The sequence below is a fragment of the Streptomyces sp. H39-S7 genome (genome assembly GCF_027158205.1).
Taxonomy (GTDB): domain Bacteria; phylum Actinomycetota; class Actinomycetes; order Streptomycetales; family Streptomycetaceae; genus Actinacidiphila.
Genome location: NZ_JAPVLU010000002.1, coordinates 156,426 through 173,403, shown reverse-complemented (window position 1 = coordinate 173,403; position 16,978 = coordinate 156,426). Strand labels below are relative to the sequence as shown.

At 72.3% G+C, this 16,978-nt stretch carries 16 protein-coding genes; 10 read left to right on the top strand and 6 right to left on the bottom strand.

Going from position 1 to position 16,978, the window contains the following annotated elements:
* Positions 1-45: 45 nt before the first annotated feature.
* From O3X23_RS02580 to O3X23_RS02540, 9 genes are all read left to right on the top strand, one after another.
* The gene (locus O3X23_RS02580) at positions 46-1,437 is read left to right on the top strand and encodes an ATP-binding protein (RefSeq protein WP_269269403.1); all 1,392 of its coding nucleotides are present in this window, start codon (positions 46-48) and stop codon (positions 1,435-1,437) included.
* Entirely contained in the window at positions 1,434-1,856 is a 423-nt protein-coding gene (locus tag O3X23_RS02575; RefSeq protein ID WP_269269402.1) for a roadblock/LC7 domain-containing protein, read from the top strand. The genes O3X23_RS02580 and O3X23_RS02575 overlap by 4 nt, the downstream gene beginning before the upstream one ends.
* Complete coding sequence (locus O3X23_RS02570) at positions 1,853-2,209, top strand: DUF742 domain-containing protein (RefSeq protein WP_269269401.1); 357 nt, start codon at positions 1,853-1,855, stop codon at positions 2,207-2,209. Before O3X23_RS02575 ends, O3X23_RS02570 begins: the two co-directional genes overlap by 4 nt.
* Positions 2,184-2,804 carry a GTP-binding protein gene (locus O3X23_RS02565; RefSeq protein WP_269269400.1) on the top strand — a complete coding sequence of 207 codons (621 nt, stop codon included), beginning with the start codon at positions 2,184-2,186 and terminating at the stop codon, positions 2,802-2,804. Before O3X23_RS02570 ends, O3X23_RS02565 begins: the two co-directional genes overlap by 26 nt.
* Positions 2,801-4,045 (top strand): cytochrome P450, encoded by a 1,245-nt coding sequence (locus tag O3X23_RS02560; RefSeq protein ID WP_269269399.1) that lies wholly within the window; start codon positions 2,801-2,803, stop codon positions 4,043-4,045. The genes O3X23_RS02565 and O3X23_RS02560 overlap by 4 nt, the downstream gene beginning before the upstream one ends.
* On the top strand, positions 4,042-5,274 hold the full coding sequence (locus O3X23_RS02555; RefSeq protein WP_269269398.1) for a cytochrome P450 family protein: 1,233 nt from the start codon (positions 4,042-4,044) through the stop codon (positions 5,272-5,274). Before O3X23_RS02560 ends, O3X23_RS02555 begins: the two co-directional genes overlap by 4 nt.
* 171 nt (positions 5,275-5,445) lie before the next feature.
* Positions 5,446-6,504 (top strand): alpha/beta fold hydrolase, encoded by a 1,059-nt coding sequence (locus tag O3X23_RS02550; protein WP_269269397.1) that lies wholly within the window; start codon positions 5,446-5,448, stop codon positions 6,502-6,504.
* An 82-nt stretch (positions 6,505-6,586) separates the two neighbouring features.
* A complete protein-coding gene (gene pgeF, locus O3X23_RS02545) occupies positions 6,587-7,303 on the top strand; it encodes a peptidoglycan editing factor PgeF (protein WP_269269394.1) in 717 nt (238 codons plus the stop codon).
* 73 nt (positions 7,304-7,376) lie between these two features.
* On the top strand, positions 7,377-8,228 hold the full coding sequence (locus O3X23_RS02540) for a siderophore-interacting protein (protein WP_269269393.1): 852 nt from the start codon (positions 7,377-7,379) through the stop codon (positions 8,226-8,228).
* A gap of 85 nt (positions 8,229-8,313) precedes the next feature.
* On the opposite strand, the gene O3X23_RS02535 is transcribed toward O3X23_RS02540, so the two are convergent.
* From O3X23_RS02535 to O3X23_RS02525, 3 genes are all read right to left on the bottom strand, one after another.
* Complete coding sequence (locus tag O3X23_RS02535) at positions 8,314-9,093, bottom strand: ABC transporter permease (RefSeq protein WP_269269392.1); 780 nt, start codon at positions 9,091-9,093, stop codon at positions 8,314-8,316.
* Positions 9,090-10,109, bottom strand: a complete 1,020-nt coding sequence (locus O3X23_RS02530; RefSeq protein ID WP_269269391.1) for an ATP-binding cassette domain-containing protein — start codon at positions 10,107-10,109, stop codon at positions 9,090-9,092. The genes O3X23_RS02535 and O3X23_RS02530 overlap by 4 nt, the downstream gene beginning before the upstream one ends.
* A gap of 201 nt (positions 10,110-10,310) precedes the next feature.
* Complete coding sequence (locus tag O3X23_RS02525; RefSeq protein WP_269269390.1) at positions 10,311-10,994, bottom strand: PadR family transcriptional regulator; 684 nt, start codon at positions 10,992-10,994, stop codon at positions 10,311-10,313.
* A 157-nt stretch (positions 10,995-11,151) separates the two neighbouring features.
* Here O3X23_RS02525 and O3X23_RS02520 point away from each other — a divergent pair, with 157 nt between their 5' ends.
* Positions 11,152-12,099: an ADP-ribosylglycohydrolase family protein gene (locus tag O3X23_RS02520; RefSeq protein ID WP_269269389.1), complete on the top strand. Its 948-nt coding sequence runs from the start codon at positions 11,152-11,154 to the stop codon at positions 12,097-12,099.
* Positions 12,100-12,155: 56 nt separating this feature from the next.
* Here the strand turns inward: O3X23_RS02520 and O3X23_RS02515 are convergent, their stop codons facing one another.
* The 3 genes from O3X23_RS02515 to tatC all read right to left on the bottom strand — a co-directional run bounded on the left by O3X23_RS02515 (position 12,156) and on the right by tatC (position 16,961).
* A complete protein-coding gene (locus O3X23_RS02515; protein WP_269269388.1) occupies positions 12,156-14,972 on the bottom strand; it encodes a DEAD/DEAH box helicase in 2,817 nt (938 codons plus the stop codon).
* Between the two features lie 106 nt (positions 14,973-15,078).
* Positions 15,079-15,966: a diacylglycerol kinase gene (locus O3X23_RS02510; RefSeq protein ID WP_269269387.1), complete on the bottom strand. Its 888-nt coding sequence runs from the start codon at positions 15,964-15,966 to the stop codon at positions 15,079-15,081.
* Positions 15,967-16,034: 68 nt separating this feature from the next.
* Entirely contained in the window at positions 16,035-16,961 is a 927-nt protein-coding gene (gene tatC, locus O3X23_RS02505; protein ID WP_269269386.1) for a twin-arginine translocase subunit TatC, read from the bottom strand.
* Positions 16,962-16,978: the final 17 nt, after the last annotated feature.

Here is a 16,978-nt window from a genome sequence, read left to right as displayed (position 1 = left end):
TCCGCACCACTTCCCTCGCTCCCTGATCTCCCTGAGGTCCATTCGATGATCGAGATACCGGACCTGGCCGCCGGCGGCCTGGCCGCCGGGACCGTGTTGGCGTTCGTCCTGGGGGGCGGGCTGCTGCGCTCGCGCCGTCATCAGGCCCGGCAGGGCGAGGAGATCGCCGCCCTGCGCTCCCATCTGGACGGCGCCCGGCAGGAACTCGGCCGCTCCTCCGACGCGTTCACCGCCGAGATCGTCCACCTGGCGAACCAGCGCATGCCCGCCGAGGCCACCCGCGCCGCCCACCCGCACATCCAGGTGCCGGGACCCCTCCACCCCGAGGTCGACGGCACCCCGGTCGGCGCGGGCCTGGACAGCATCCTGGACGGACTGCTGACCGCCATGGCGCAGGAACGCCGGCGGGTCGACGCGGCCGCCCGCGCGGGCATGCGCGGCGCCACCCGGGACATCCAGGCCGGGCTGTACCGGCTGCAGGACGTGCTGCGGGGCATGCAGGAGCACTACGACGACCCGGAGTTGTCGCAGACCCTGTTCGCCCTCGACCACGAGAACGAGCAGTCGCTGCGGCGCGCGCAGGTCACCGCCGTGGTGTGCGGGGCCTGGGTGGGGCTGGCCCGCGAGGAGTCCCACCTGGTGGAGGCGGTGACCGGCGGCCAGTCCCGGCTCGTCGGCTACCACCGGGTGCAGATCAACAACCACCTGGAGCCGGGCATGGCGCTCGTCTCGCACGCCGTGGAACCCGTCGCGATCATCGTCGCCGAACTCCTCGACAACGCGCTGCGGCACTCCGCCCCGGACACCGAGGTCGTGGTCCACCTCGAACGCGCCCACCACGGCGTCTCGATCACCATCGACGACTCCGGGGTCGGCATGGCCACGGACGAACGGGCCTACGCCCAGCGGATGGTGGCGGGACGCGACCCGATCCTGCTGTCCGAGCTGGGCGACCCGCCCCGGATGGGGCTGGCCGCGATCGGCCAGCTGACCCGGAAGTTCGACCTCGCCGTCGACCTGTCGTCGCCGTCGCCCTACGGCGGCGTCCGCGCGGTTCTGCTCGTCAAGAACCACCTGCTCAGCAAGATCGACCCGGCCGAGCGGCCGCCCGCGGCCAGCACCCCGCGCTCCACCCGCCCGGAGGCGCCGGCGGAGCGCGTGACACACGCCAAGGCGCTGCCGGCCGCTCCCGTCGCCGCGCGCCCCGCCGTCATCCACGAGCCCGCGCCGGACGGCGAGGTCCTGCCGCAGCGCCGCCGCCGGGTCCGCGCCGATGCCGCGACCGCCCACGTCAGGCCCGAGGAGCCGGCCGCGCCGGCCGCGCCGCGGGCCCGGGAGCGGACCCCCGAGGAGGCGGCCGCCGCGCTCGGAGCCCTGCAGTCCGGCACCGCCGCCGCCCGATCCGCACTCGAAACCGAAGGGAACGACGCGCGATGACCAGCCGAGAAGCCGGTGACACGGCGTGGGTGCTCGACCCGATCCTGGAGATCCCGCACGTCCGGGCGGCCGTCCTGCTCACCCGGGACGGGCTGGTCTCCGGATTCTCCGCGGAACTGTCCCAGGCCACCGCCGAGCGCACCGCCGCGATCACCAGCACGGTGCAGGGTGCGTGCCGGGCCGCCGCCGCGGCCTTCGCCGACCGGAACGACGCGCAGATCCGCCAGATCGTCATCGAGTCGGACCACGGCTACATCCTGGTCGCGCCCACCACGCACGGCACCGTCGTGGCCGCCTTCGGCGACCCGGAGGTACGGCTCGACCTGCTCGCCCACCGGGTGCACTCGCAGGTGGCGCGGCTCGGCGAGAAGGCGATGGCCGCCGCGCCCCGGGGAATCGATGGCGGCTCTCCGGTATGACGGGCCGCCGGAGCGGCCGCCCCCTGGTCCCCGCGTATCTGTCCACCGGCGGGGTGGCGCGACCGACCCGCAACAGCCTGGAGCGTCTCTCGCTGCTGACCGGCGACGAGCACGTCCCCGACGGGCTCCCCGCCGCCCGGCACGCGCTGCTCAAGGTCCTGAACGGCGGTTCGCTGACCGTGGTGGAGGCCGCGGCCCTGCTGGAACTGCCGGTCTCCGCCGTCCGCGTCCTCGCCGCAGATCTGATCGACCTGGGGCTGGTGAGCGCCCGCCCGCCCGTACCCCCGGCCGCCCTGCACGACCCCGACCTGTTGAAGAGAGTGGCCGATGGCCTCCGCGCCCTCAAGCAGTAGCGCCAGCACCGGCACCGACGGCCTGCACCTGCCGGACAGCGCCCGCGACCTGGTGAAGATCCTGGTGGCGGGCCCCTTCGGGGTGGGCAAGACCACGCTGATCGACTCGGTCTCGGAGATCCGTCCGCTGCACACCGAGGAGCACATGTCCGAGGCCTCGGTCCAGGTGGACGACCTGGCCGGGGTCCGGGACAAGACCACCACCACCGTCGCCATCGACTTCGGGCGGGTCAGCCTGGCCGGCGGCGTCGTGCTGTACCTGTTCGGCACCCCCGGCCAGGAGCGCTTCCGCTCGCTGTGGGCGGACATCGCCTACGGGGCGCTCGGCGCCCTGGTGCTGGTCGACACCCGCCGCATCGACGACTCCTTCGACGTCCTCGGCCTGGTGGAGGAGACGGGACTGCCGTACGCCGTGGCGCTCAACACGTTCCCCGACTCGCGGTCCTACACCGAGGACCAGCTCCGCCGCTCCCTGGACCTGGATCCCGGCACGCCGATGGTGAGCTGCGACGCCCGGGACGCCAACTCCTCCATCGACTCGCTGCTCGCCCTCGTCCAGCACCTGATAGCCCGCGACCGTCCGGAGACCTGGTGAACCCCTCTCCCTACCCTGCCCCCGCCGAGACCTTCTCGCTGTCCGCGCCGGTGCGCCTGTGGGAGGACGGCTTCGCCGCCGACCCGCACGCCTACTACGCGACGCTGAAGGCGCAGGGCCCGATCGGCTGGGCCGAACTCGGCCCCGGCATCCCCGCGTACGTGGTCACCGACCGCCGCGCCGCGCTGGAGGTGCTGCACGACCCCGAGACCTGGTCGCACGACCCCAGGCCCTGGGAGGCCACGGTCGCCGAGGACTCGCCGATCCTCGGCATGATGCGCTGGCGGCCCAACACCCTGTTCTCCGACGGCGACGCGCACATCCGCTACCGCCGCACCCTGGTGGACGCCTTCGACCTGGTGGAACCGCACGACCTGCGCGAGCGGGTGCACCGCGCGGTGGACGTGCTGGTGAACCGGTTCGGCCCGGCGGGCAGCGCCGACCTCGTAGGTGACTTCGCCCGCCCCCTGATGTCGCTGATCTTCAACAACCTGTTCGGGCTGCCGGACAGCGAGAGCGGGCGGCTCGAAGCGGCGCTCGGCAAGATGATGGAGGGCGGGGCCGACTCCGCCCAGGGCGAGGCCGAGTACGGCAGTTACGTCATGGGGCTCGTCGGCGCCAAGAGCGCGCAGCGCGGCGAGGACCTGACGAGCTGGCTGCTGGACCACCCGCTGGAGCTGACCCCGGAAGAGGTCGTCTGGCAGGTCTTCCTCACCCTCGGGGCGGGCCACGAGCCCAGCGCGAACCTCGTCTCCAACGCGCTCTCCCGCATCCTCGGCAACCCCGCCTACTACTCGACGCTGACCAGCGGTTCGCGCCCGGTCATGGAAGCCGTCGTCGAGGTGCTGCGGTACGAGACCCCCCTGGCGAACTACGGCATCCTCTACGCCCGCGAGTCGTTGAGTTTCCACGGCGTGTGGGTGCAGGCGGCCGTGCCCGTCGTCGTCTCCTACGGCGCGCTGGCGCTCTTCTCGGAGCAGGAGTTCGCCGGGACGCACCACCCGAAGGACGCCTCGCACCTGTCGTGGGGGGCCGGCGAGCACGCCTGCCCCGTCAAGCAGTCGGCCCTGCTGATCGCCACGGAGGCCATCGAGCGGCTCACCCAGTGGCTGCCCGACCTGACGGCGACCACTCCGCGCGAGGACCTCACCTGGCGCCCGGGGCCGTTCCACCGCTCCTTGAAGGCGCTTCCCGTCCGCTTCACCCCGCGCACCCCCGACCAGCCAGGAGACCGAGCATGACCGTGTCCCCCCGTGTGGCCATCGACCCGTTCGGTGCCGACATCCCCGCCGAGAGCGCCCGGTTGCGCGCCCTCGGCCCGGTGGTGGCCGTCGAACTGCCGGGCGGCATCCCCGCCTGGGCGCCCACCGGCTACGACACCCTCAAGGCCCTGATCCTGGACCCCCGGGTCAGCAAGGACCCGCGCAAGCACTGGTCGCTCTTCCCGGAGATCGGCGAACACCCCGCCTGGGGCTGGATCATGGGCTGGGTCGGCGTGGTCAACATGCTCTCCACGTACGGCCCCGACCACACCCGGCTGCGCAAGCTCGTCGCCCCCAGCTTCACCGCGCGGCGCACCGAGGCGATGCGCGCCCGGGTGGAGGCGATCACCGCCGAACTCCTCGACCGGCTCGAAGCCGCGGGTGCCTCGGGCGAACCGGTCGACGTACGGACCGGCTACGCCCACCCGCTGCCCATGCAGCTGATCTGCGAGCTCTTCGGCGTCCCGGACGATCTGCGCGAGGACACCGGCCGGCTGATCGCGGCCATCATGGACACCTCCGACCCCAGCCCGGAGCACGCGGCGTCCGTCCAGCAGCAGATCGGCACCGTGCTGCCCGCTCTCATCGGCTACAAGAGCGGCCACCCCGGCGACGACATGACCACCGAGCTCATCAAGGTCCGTGACGAGGAGGGCGACCGGCTCAGCGACGAGGAGCTGCTCTACACCCTGCTCCTCGTCATCGGCGCCGGCTTCGAGACCACCGTCAACCTCATCGGCAACGCCGTGGTGGCGCTGCTCCAGCACCTCGACCAGCTCGCGGCCGTCCGCGCCGGCGAGATCGGCTGGGACAACGTCATCGACGAGGTGCTGCGGGTCGCGCCGTCGATCGCCTCGCTCCCGCTGCGGTTCGCCGTGTCCGACATCACGATCGGGGACGTGACGATCCCGGCGGGCGACGCCATCGTCACCACGTACGCCGCCTCGGGCCAGGACCCGGAGCACTACGGGTCGGACGCCGCCGAGTTCGACGCCGCGCGGAAGTCGGACGACCACCTCGCCTTCGGTATCGGCGTCCACCGCTGCATCGGCGCCCCGCTCGCCCGGATGGAGGCCCTCACCGCGCTCCCCGCGCTCTTCGAGCGCTTCCCGGACCTGCAACTCGCCGCCAAGGCAGACGAGTTGCGGCAGGTGCCGTCGTTCATCGCCTACGGCTGGCAGGAGATCCCGGTCCGGCTGCACGGGTAGGCCCCGGCCGCGGCGCTGCTCCCCCGGGAGTACGCGCCGCGGACCGGCTGCCGTGGCCGGAGTACGGCCGGCCCCTCCTCGCGCCGGACGCGGCCGGGCGGGGCCGGAGGCGAGAGTGGTGCGGCGGGGCGGACCGCCTCCGCCGGGCCATCGACGACCGGGACAACCGCCTTGGATCACACGCGCACGAACGAAGAGCCCGCGCCGGATGTCCTCGCGGGGACGCCGCCCGCGGAGGAGCCGGCACCGGCACCGCCCGCGCCCCGCTCCCGGCCGCGTCGGTGGGCCCGGCGTACCGCGCTGGTCTGTGCCGCGCTGCTGGTCGCGGTGACGGCCGCGTCGTTCGCGTACAACGGGCTCACCTCCGACCGGGCCGCGCCGCCGCCGGGACTGACGTACGTGGAGGCGGCCGGTATCCACACCCGCTACGAGACGTGGGGGACGGCGGGCCCGCCGGTCGTCCTCGTGCACGGCGCGTTCGAGTCGGCCGGCACCTGGTCGCGGCTGGCCCCGCTGCTCGCCCGCGACCACCGGGTGTACGCCCTGGACCTGACCGGCTCGGGGTACAGCGAACGGAGCGGCCCGTACACCGTCGACCACTTCACGCAGCAGTTGCTGGGCTTCCTCGACGCCGTGCGGCTGGGCGGTCCCGGCGAGCGCCCGATCCTGGTCGGCCACTCCAGCGGCGCGGCGATGGTCGCCGAGGCCGCGCTGCGCGCGCCCGGACGGATCGGCGGGGTGATGCTCCTCGACGGCGACGCCCTCGACACGGGCGCGGGCCCGCCGCCCGCGCTGCGCTACGTGCTGATCGACCCGTACCGCACCACCCTGCTGCGGCTCGGCCTCGGCTCCGACTGGCTGATCCGCACGGTGTACAACGCCCAGTGCGGGCCGGGATGCCCGCGGCTGGACGGCGCGGGGCTGGACCAGTGGCGGCGGCCGCTGCGGGTGGCGGGCGCCGAGGGTGCGCTGTGGAGCATGCTCGGCGAGGGCGTTCCCGGGATGTCCGCGGACCGGCTGGCGGGGCTGCGCCGGGTGGAGCCGCCCAAGGCGGTCGTCTTCGGCGAGCGGGACGACGTGTTCAGCGCGCGGACCCCGGCCGAGACCGCCGAACGCGTCGGAGCCCCGGCTCCGACGCTCATCCCGGGGGCCCGCCATCTGGCGATGATCTCCCACCCGGACGCGGTCGCCGCCGCGGTGGAGGCCCTCGCCGGCCGTACCGCGCGGTGAGCCCGCGGCGGCCGCCGGGCTCCGGGCCGCGCCGGCCGAGCCCGTACGCTGCTGGCACAGGCCGACCCGAGGGAGACTGCGCATGGAACTGGCGCCACGAGTGCGGTACGCCGTCACCGACCGGCACGGCGGGGTGAGCAGGGCCCCGTACGACAGCAGGAATCTCGGCGGGGCCACCGGCGACGACCCGGCCGCCGTCCGCCGCAACCGGCGGCTCACCGCGTTCGAGCTGGGCCTCGACGCGTCGCGCGTCGTGCTCATGCGCCAGGTGCACAGTGCGACGGTGGCCGAGGTGACCGCGCCCTTCGGTCCCGACGCGCCGCCGGTCGACGCCGTCGTGACGTCCGAGGTCGGCCTCGCGCTGGTCGCGCTGGCGGCCGACTGCGCCTCGGTGCTGCTGGCCGACCCGGTGGCCCGGGTCGTCGGCGCCGCGCACTCCGGGCGGGTGGGGACGGCGGCCGGCGTCGTGCCCGCCACCGTCGACGCCATGGTCGCCAAGGGCGCCGACCCGGCCCGCGTCGTCGCCTTCATCGGGCCGACCGCGTGCGGCTCCTGCTACGAGGTTCCCGACGCCCTGCGCGAGGAGGTCTGCGCCACGGTCCCCGAGGCGTGGGCCACCACCGCCCAGGGCACAGCAGGGCTGGACGTACGGGCGGGCATCGCCGGGCAGCTGACCCGGGCCGGGGTGGCGCAGGTCCGGCACGACCCGCGCTGCACCATCGAGTCGAAGGAGCTGTTCTCGTACCGGCGGGAGCAGACCACCGGCCGGTTCGCCTCCTATATCTGGCTGACGCCGTAGCCCACCCATCGGTTAGGCTTGCCTAAGTTGCAGTGAGGTACCCGAGTTACCCGACGAAGGGTGGGAACAGTCCATGGCGGACCGTCCGGCGCGCAGGACCCCGAAGCTCAACCGGGCGCGCGTGCTGCGCACCGAACGCATCACCCCGCACATGATCCGCGTGGTGCTCGGCGGCGAGCAGCTCGCGGACTTCGGCGCGGGCGAGCACACCGATCACTACATCAAGCTGCAGTTCCCGGTGGACGGGGTCGCGTACCCCGAGCCCATGGACCTGGAGACGGTCCGCCGGGACTTCCCCCGCGACCAGTGGCCGCGCACCCGCACCTACACCGTGCGCGCCTGGGACCCGCAGGCGGTGGAGCTGACCGTCGACTTCGTGCACCACGGCGACGAGGGCATCGCGGGCCCGTGGGCGGCCCGGGTCCAGCCCGGTGAGCACGTACTGTTCGCCGGCCCCGGCGGCGCGTACTCGCCCGGTGAGGACGCCGACTGGCATCTGCTCGTCGGTGACGAGAGCGCCCTGCCGGCCATCGCCGCGTCCCTGGAGCGGCTGCCCGAGGGAGCGCTCGCGAAGGCGTTCATCGAGGTCGCCGGCCCCGAGGAGGAGCAGGCGATCGTTCCGTCGGGGAAGGCGGACATCGTCTGGCTGCACCGCGGCGACCGGCCGATCGGCGCCGCGCTCGTCGAGGCGGTGCAGGCCCTGGAGTTCCCGCCGGGCACCGCGCAGGCCTTCGTGCACGGTGAGGCGACGTTCGTGAAGGAACTGCGGCGCCATCTGCGGATCGACCGCGGCCTGGAGCGTGAGCAGCTCTCCATCTCCGGCTACTGGCGGCGCGGCGCGGACGAGGACGGGTGGCAGGCCTCCAAGCGCGAGTGGAACCAGCAGGTCGAGCAGGAACAGGAAGGCGTTACGGGCACGTCCTGACACCTGATGCGCACGCACGGCGGCCGGACCCGGATGACCCGGGCCCGGCCGTACGTGTTCCGCGGGATCCTCGGACGCGGGATCCTCAGACCGACTTCTGGTAAGCGTGGAAGGTGCGGGTGGACAACCACACCGCGGCCACCGCCAGCACCAGCAGCGCACCCCCGCGGCTGAGCACGGAGCCCCAGTCCGGGTCGGCGGCCATCGCCGAACGGCCCGCCACGAGCGCCCAGTTGACCGGGTTGAAGTCGGCGATGTGCCGCATCCACGACGGCATCAGCGTCACGGCCATGAAGGCCGAGGACAGGAACGTCAGCGGCAGCAGCAGGAAGGTGTTGATGCCGATGATGCTCTCGCGCTGCCGCACCAGCATGCCGAGCGCGTTGGAGAACGCGCCGAACACCGTACCGAGCAGGATCGCCGCGACGACCAGGACCAGCAGTCCGGTGGCACCGCCCGGGTAGGTGGCGCCGCCCAGCTTGCCCAGCAGCACGATCACCACGGACTGCAGGGCGGTGCTGATGCCCTGCTGCACCACGTTGGCGTTCATCAGCGCCGCCCGGCTGACCGGGGTCACGAGGAAGCGGTTCAGCGTGCCGCGTTCGATCTCCTCGAGGGTGCCCATCCCCGCCCACATGCTGGAGGACAGGGCGCTCATCACCACCACGCCCGGCACCAGGTAGTCCAGATAGGACGTGGTGCCGAAGCCGCCCAGCTCGACGACCCTGCGGAACAGGGAACCGAAGAGGAACAGCCAGATCACCGGCTGCACCAGGGTGATCACGAGGAAGGCCGGCTGCCGCAGGATCGCCGTCAGCTGGCGCTGCGTCATGTACCAGGTGTGGTTCAGGGTCGCGGTACTCATCGGGCACCTCCGGCGGTGGCCGGGACGGGGGCACCGTCACCGGCGTCGGCGTCCGCGAAGCGGCGGCCGGCGTACCGCAGATAGACGTCGTCGAGGGAGGGCCGGGCCACGGTCACGGAGGCGACGGCCGCGCCCTCGCGTTCGAGGACGGCGAGCACGTGCGGCACCGCGGAGGGGCCGTCGTCGGCGCGGGCCCGCAGATGGCGTCCGTCGACGACCGCCTCCCGGACGCCCGCGAACTCCGACAGCGCGGTCTCCAGCAGCCGGGCGTCGACCGCGCCGGTGTCCTCCCGCAGCACCACCTGGACGGCGTCGCCGCGCAGTTCGCCCTTCAGCTCGTCGGGGGTGCCCTCGGCGACGACCCGGCCGCGGTCGACGATCGCGACGCGCTCGGCGAGCCGGTCGGCCTCTTCGAGGTAATGGGTGGTCAGCAGGATCGTCAGGCCCTCGTCACCGGCCAGCCGGGAGATCTCCTCCCACATGGCGGTGCGCGCCTCGGGGTCGAGACCGGTGGTCGGTTCGTCCAGAAAGAGCACCTCGGGCCGGTGGACCAGCCCGAGGGCCACGTCCAACCGGCGCTGCATGCCGCCGGAGTACGTCTTCACCATGCGCTTGGCGGCCTCGGTGAGGTCGAAACGGTCCAGCAGTTCATCGGCCCGCCGGGTCAGCTCGGCGCCCCTGAGCCCGTAGAGCCGCCCCTGGAGGATCAGGTTCTCCCGGCCGGTGGCGACGGGATCGGCGCCGGTCTTCTGCGCGACGACGCCGATGGCGCGGCGGACCCGGTCCGGATGGCGCAGCGCGTCATGGCCCGCGACGATCGCGGTTCCGGAATCAGGACGGGCGAGCGTGGTGAGGATCTTGACGGTGGTGGACTTGCCGGCGCCGTTGGGGCCGAGCAGTCCGAAGACGGTGCCCGCTCCTACGGTGATGTCCATGCCGTCCAGGGCCGTGATACCGCCGGGATAGGTCTTGATCAGGTGGTGCGCCGCCACTGCGGGCGCGCGGGTGGTTGTCATGATGTGCCTCCGCATATCGGTGTTTCGGTGTCTGCCGAACCGATCGCGGGAAGGGAGCCGGGCTATCCTGGGTGTGCCGCACCTGGATCGCCTGGCACCTGCTTCACGCGGTTGTCCGGTCGATGGGTCAAGCCTCCGGTGCCCGCTGTTCCCGCAGCGGGCACCGGAGTAGACGTCGACAAGGGTGATGCCGTCCCGGCGTCAGAGTTCTTTCATGTGCTCCCGGAACTGTTCGCCGATCCCGGAGTCCGCGACCTGCTTCTCGATCTCCGCCCATTCGCCGGGGATCTCGCCGGTCTCCTGCCAGGACCGCCATTCGGCGAGCCCGGAGACCGTTCCCTCGGTCAGTTCGGCGAGGAAGCCGCCCGTCCAGGCGATCTCCGCCTCGATCATGTGCACCTGGTACTCGGTCTCGATGAGGAACATGCGGGGCAGGTCCCCGTCCAGCTTGCCGAGCACACCGCGGATGGCGGCGACCTGGATCTCCAGCTTGGCCACCCGCTCCCTGAGCAGACCGACCGCCTCGTCCGGCGGCAGCATCAGGATCAGCGAGAGCGCCGCCTCGTAGGCGGGATACTCCCGGACCGGCACGGCCACCAGATCCGCCAGCCAGTCGTGCATCTCCACCCGCCCGGACGCGGTCAGCCCGTACAGCGTCCGCTCGGGACGGTTGCCCTGCCGCTGGGTGCCGGCGACCTCGACGAAACCGTGCTTCTCGAGGTTCTGGACGACGGTGTAGAGCGAGCCGTAATTGATCTTGATGCTCTGCTCCTTCCCCCGCTGCCGGAGCACCTGCGCGATCTCGTACGGATGCATCGCCCGCTCCCCCAACGTGGCCATCACCGCCAACGCCAACGGATTGGACAACTTCCGCCGCTTCGCCATCACCCTCACCTCGTTCCCGTATATCCGCAGCCGAGCATATCGCGTGTACGCGACGCCGACAAGCGCGATACATCGCGAGTTTGTCCCGGGCTCCCCGCCCCGTCCGGCCCGGCACCGCCTGCCGTAGCCTGCGCGGCAGGACCCACGAAGGAGTCGCATGGATCAGCGGGAACGCCGACGACGGGCGGCCGGCGCCGTCGTCGGCTCGGCGGTGGGCGACGCGCTCGGCGCGCCTTTCGAGTTCGGCGAGGCGGGCACCTTCTCCGCCCGGTTCCCGGACAGCGGCGGCGAGATGTGCGGGGGCGGGGGCTGGGATCCCGGAGAGGCCACCGACGACACGCAGATGGCGGTGCTGGTCGCCGACTCACTCCTGGAGTGCGGCGGCCTGGACCTGCCCGACATCTTCGAACGCTTCCAGCGGTGGTCGGCGGCCGAACCGAAGGACATCGGACTCCAGACCGAGGACGTGCTCGGCAACGGGATGCCCTGGGACCTCGCCGCCGCCGTGCACTTCCAGGTGAACCGGCGCGCCGCGGGCAACGGCTCGCTGATGCGGGCGACGACCTCGGCCGTGTACTTCGCACCGGCCGGCCGGGACACGACGATGGACGCGGCCCGGCGGATCGCCGCCCTCACCCATGGCGACGGCGCGGCCTGGGAAGGCACGGCCGTCTTCCACGAGCTGGTGCGGGTGGCGCTCGAGGGCGGCGATCCGCTGGCGGCCGTGGCAACCGCTCTCGGCGAGGTCCGGCAGGACCACCGGGAGCGCTGGGCGGTCGTCCTCGCCCCCGACTGGCACCCGCGACTGGCCACGGAGTTCAACGGAGCCGTGTGGCCCTGTCTCGGCTCCGCGGTGTGGGCACTGCGCACCACCTCGTCGTTCGAGGGGGCGCTGCGGGCGGCGATCGACCTGGGGGGCGACACCGACACGGTCGCCGCGGTCACCGGCGGACTCGCCGGGGCCGTCCACGGGCTCGGGGCGATTCCCGCCCGGTGGACGGAGAAGCTGCACGTGCCGCTGCCGGGCTTCGGCGGGCGGGAGTCGCGGCTGCCGGAGCTCGTCGAACTCGCGGAGCGGCTGGACCGCGCGGGAAGCACGCGGTAAAGCGGCGGCCTTCCGCCCGCCGCATGGAGACGGCGGGCGGAGGGCACCGCAGGGGGTCAGCCCACTGAGGTGTACGCGACTACTCCGCGGCGGAGGGCTTCGACGGCCTTGCGGGCGGTTTTGCGGACCGGGCTGTCGTCCGGGGCCGCGTCGGAGATCTGGCCGAGCACGTCGATGACCTGCTTGCACCAGCGCACGAAGTCGCCGGCCGGCATCTCGGCGTCGCCGAGCACCTGGTCCAGGCCGTGGCCCGACGCCCAGCGGTAGACCGGCCAGGCGAAGCCCAGGTCCGGTTCGCGCTGGCCGACGCCCTCGGTCTGGTGGATCCGGTGGTCCTCCTCCAGCGCGTCGAGCCGGCCCCAGATCCTGACCATCTCGGCGAGCGCCTCCTTGGCGTTGCCGGTCGGGAGCTTGGGTGCCAGCGCGTCGTCGGACTGCCGGGCCTCGAAGACCAGCGCCGAGACGCACGCCGCCAGTTCGGCGGGACCGAGTCCGTCCCAGACGCCCTCGCGCAGGCACTCGCTGGCCAGCAGGTCCAGCTCGCCGTAGAGCCGGGCGAGCCGCCGGCCGTCGACGGTGACCTGCTCGCCCTTGAGGTAGCCGAGCTCCGTGAGGAGCCCGCAGATCCGGTCGAAGGTCCGCGCGATGGTGTTGGTGCGGCCCTCGATGCGCCGCTCCAACTGCTTGGTGTCGCGCGCCAGCCGGTGATAGCGCTCGGCCCAGCGGGCGTGGTCCTCGCGCTCGTCGCACCCGTGGCAGGGGTGCGCGCGGATCTCGGTGCGCATCCGGGCGATCTCGGTGTCGTCGGCCGCCGCGGCCCGCGACTTGCGGTGCCGCTCCGGCTCGTAGTGGCCGGCCTTGGTCCGCATCGCGGAGGCCAGGTCCCGCCGGGACTGCGGGCTGCGCGGGTTGAACGACTTCGGGATCCGCATCCGGTCGACGGCCTCGACCGGCACCGGGAAGTCGATCTGCGCCAGCCGCTTGACCTGCCGCTCGGCGGTGAGCACCAGCGGACGCGGCCCGTCCTGATGGTCCTCGTGCCGCCGGTGGCCGGGGCTGCGGCCGGCCGGGACTCCCGGTTCGAGCACCAGGGCGAGCCCGGCGTACTTGCCCGCCGGGACATGGATGATGTCGCCCGGCTTGAGCTTCTCCAGCGCGTCCGACGCCGCGGCCCGGCGCTGGGTGAGGCCCTGCCGCGACAGTTCGGCCTCGCGCTCCTTCAACCGGCGGCGCAGCGCCATGTACTGGTCGAAGTCCCCGAGGTGGCAGGTCATCGACTCCTTGTAGCCGTCGAGCCCCTCCTCGTTGCGCTGCACCTGCTTGGAGATGCCGACGACCGAGCGGTCGGCCTGGAACTGCGCGAAGGAGGTCTCCAGCAGTTCCCGCGAGCGGTGCCGCCCGAACTGGCCGACCAGGTTGACCGCCATGTTGTACGACGGCTTGAAGGACGAGCGCAGCGGATACGTACGCGTGCCGGCCAGGCCCGCGACGGCACCCGGGTCGAAGCCGCGCTGCCACAGCACGACGGCGTGCCCCTCGATGTCGATCCCGCGCCGGCCGGCGCGGCCGGTCAGCTGGGTGTACTCGCCGGGGGTGATGTCGGCGTGCGTCTCGCCGTTCCACTTCACGAGCTTTTCGAGCACCACGGAACGGGCCGGCATGTTGATGCCCAGCGCCAGGGTCTCGGTGGCGAAGACCGCCTTGACCAGGCCCTTGAGGAACAGTTCCTCGACGACTTCCTTGAAGGTCGGCAGCATGCCGGCGTGGTGGGCGGCGACGCCGCGCTCCAGCCCCTCCAGCCACTCGAAGTACTTCAGGACGTGCAAATCCTCGTCCGGGATGGCCCGGGTGCGCTCCTGGACGATGGCCCGGACCCGCTCCCGGTTCTCATCGCTGTTCAGCCGCAGCCCGGCGTACAGGCACTGCTGGACGGCCGCCTCACAGCCGGCCCGGCTGAAGATGAAGGTGATGGCGGGCAGCAGACCCTCGGAGTCCAGCCGCTCGATCACGTCGGCGCGGCTGGGCGTCCAGACCTTGCCGCTGGAGCGGCGCTCGCGCTCCCGGTCCGCCTCGTACCCGCGCTTGTACCGGTCGCGGGGGTGGACGGTGCGCTGGTTCTCCATGCGGGCGAGGCGTACGAGGTCGGGGTTGACCTCGCGGCGGGCGGTCTCGGCGACGCCCTCCTTTTCCTCGAAGAGGTCGTACATACGGCGGCCGGCCAGCACGTGCTGCCACAGCGGGACCGGACGGTGCTCCGAGACGATCACCTCGGTGCTGCCGCGCACGGTGTCGAGCCAGTCGCCGAACTCCTCGGCGTTGGAGACGGTCGCCGACAGCGACACCAGCGTCACGGACTGCGGGAGGTGGATGATCACCTCTTCCCAGACGGCGCCGCGGAAGCGGTCGGAGAGGTAGTGCACCTCGTCCATCACGACGTAGCCGAGGCCGTCGAGGGCCGAGGATCCGGCGTAGAGCATGTTGCGCAGCACCTCGGTGGTCATCACGACCACCGGTGCGTCGCCGTTGACACTGTTGTCACCGGTCAGCAGGCCGACCTTGTCCGCGCCGTACCGCTTGACGAGGTCGCTGAACTTCTGGTTCGACAGGGCCTTGATCGGGGTGGTGTAGAAGCACTTGCGGCCCTCGGAGAGGGCGAGGTGGACGGCGAACTCGCCGACAATGGTCTTTCCGGAGCCGGTCGGCGCGGCGACCAGCACTCCGCTTCCGGCCTCCAGAGCCTGACATGCCTCGATCTGGAACGGATCCAGGTCGAAGTCGTACAGCGCGCGGAACGGCGCGAGGGCAGTGGCCTGATCGGCCGCGCGACGCCGGGCTGCGGCGTAGCGCTCGGAGGGGGACATCTCATCGCTCATCTTGTCTCCGAGCGTACCGGCCCCCACCGACACACCGCGTGATCTTTTATTCGTATCGACGTCCGGACACGCGGCGGACCACATATCGCGCCGGCGTCGTCAAACATCAGACCAGCAGGCGTACGGCTTCCGGCACTGTCACGGCGGTCATCGCCAGCGGTCCGATCCGCTCACCGTCCGCGTACCCCGTCAGATCGTCGGCGGCGAGGCGGACCCGCGCCGCCCGGTGCACGGTGACCTTCGGGTGGCTGGGATGGGTTCCCCGGTAGACCCGGGGGAAGACCGTCAGCAGCGTGGTGCGGCTGCACGGACCGACCACGGTGATGTCGAACAGCCCGTCGTCGAGGACCGCGTCGGCGCAGATCCGCATGCCCCCGCCGTACGACGACCCGTTACCGACCGCGATCAGGGTCGCCTCTATCTCCCGTTCCGGGCTGTCGTCGAACTGGATCCGGTACGGGATGGGGCGCAGCGCGGCGAGTTCGGCGAGCATCGCGACGTCGTAGCGGAAGCGGCCGGTGGGCCAGCGCATGCGGTTGCCGCGGTCGTTGACCCGGGAGTCGAAGCCGGAGGCCAGTACGGTCCCGAACCAGCGGTCTCCCACCTTGCCCAGGTCGATCGCCCGGGTGCGCCCTTCCTTGAGGGCGTCCGCCGTCACGCGGCCGGCCGCCGCGGGGTCACGGACGGGCAGTCCGGTGGCGCGGGCGAAGTCGTTTCCGGTGCCCACCGCGATCACCCCCAGTGGGGTGTCGGTGCCCGCCACCGCCTGCAGGGCCAGCGAGACCATCCCGTCGCCGCCGACCGCGACCAGCGCCCTGGTCCCCGCGGCGACCGCCTCGCGGGCCCGTACGAGGGCGTCGGCGGCGTCCTGTCCGACGACGGTGCGGACGGTGAACCCGGCCTCCCGCATCGCGCGGGCGGCCGGCTGGGCGGCGTGTGCTCCCCGGCCGCGTCCCGCGGTGGGGTTGACGAAGAGGGTGATGTCGCTGGTCACGCGCGGACCCTACCGCGCGCGATCACGGGCGTCGACGCCAGGTGGCGTCGGATCGACGTCACGTAGCGTCAGGTGGCGTCGTCGAAGTCGTCGGTGGGGCGGTCCGACGCGGCCGGGGCGGGTGCGGCGCCGACCTGCTCCGGGATGTGGTCGAGGCCGGACGCCTCGTCGTCGCCGAGCGCGAAGTCCGGATCGGCCTCGCGGCGGCGGCGCCTGCGGAGGTCGTTGAAGAACGCGATCGCCACGGCCCCGAAGTACAGGAACACGATGGGGGCGGCGAGCAGCGACATCGAGAACGGGTCGCCGGTGGGGGTTGCCACCGCGGCGAAGACGGTGATGCCGAGGACCATCAGCCGCCACCAGCCGAGCATGCGCTTGGCGGAGAGCGCCCCGGTGAAGTTCAGCAGGACCAGCAGCAGCGGCAGTTCGAAGGCGCAGCCGAAGACGATGATCATGCGCACGACGAGGTCGAGATAGTCGTCGAGCGGGAAGAAGTTGCGCGCGTCGTCGACGGTCAGATCGATCATGATCTGCGCGGTCTGCGGCAGGATCACGTAGGCGAGGTAGCCGCCGCCGAGGAAGAGCGGGACGCCCGCGGCGACGAAGGAGATCGCGTAGCGCTTCTCCTTCGTGTGCAGTCCCGGCGCGAGGAACGCCCAGAGCTGGTAGAGCCAGATCGGTGTCGTGGCCACCAGGCCGGCCATCAGGGAGACCTTCATGGCGATCGCGAAGGGGCCGGTCAGCCCGTTCACGGTCATCTCCGCACACGGCTGGCCGCCGGCGCCCTCGATCTTGCCGTCCACACAGCCGACGGATTTCAGCACCGGGTGCATGAAGAACTGGATGATGTCGCGGTAGAAGAACGACGCGACGATCGTGACGACGATGATCGCCAGTACCGACTTCAGCAGCCGGTTGCGCAGCTCACGCAGGTGGTCCGCGAGCGGCATCCGCCCCTCGGGATCCTTCTCCTGCTTGCGGGCAGACTTGAGCACCCACGTCCTCGTCTCGT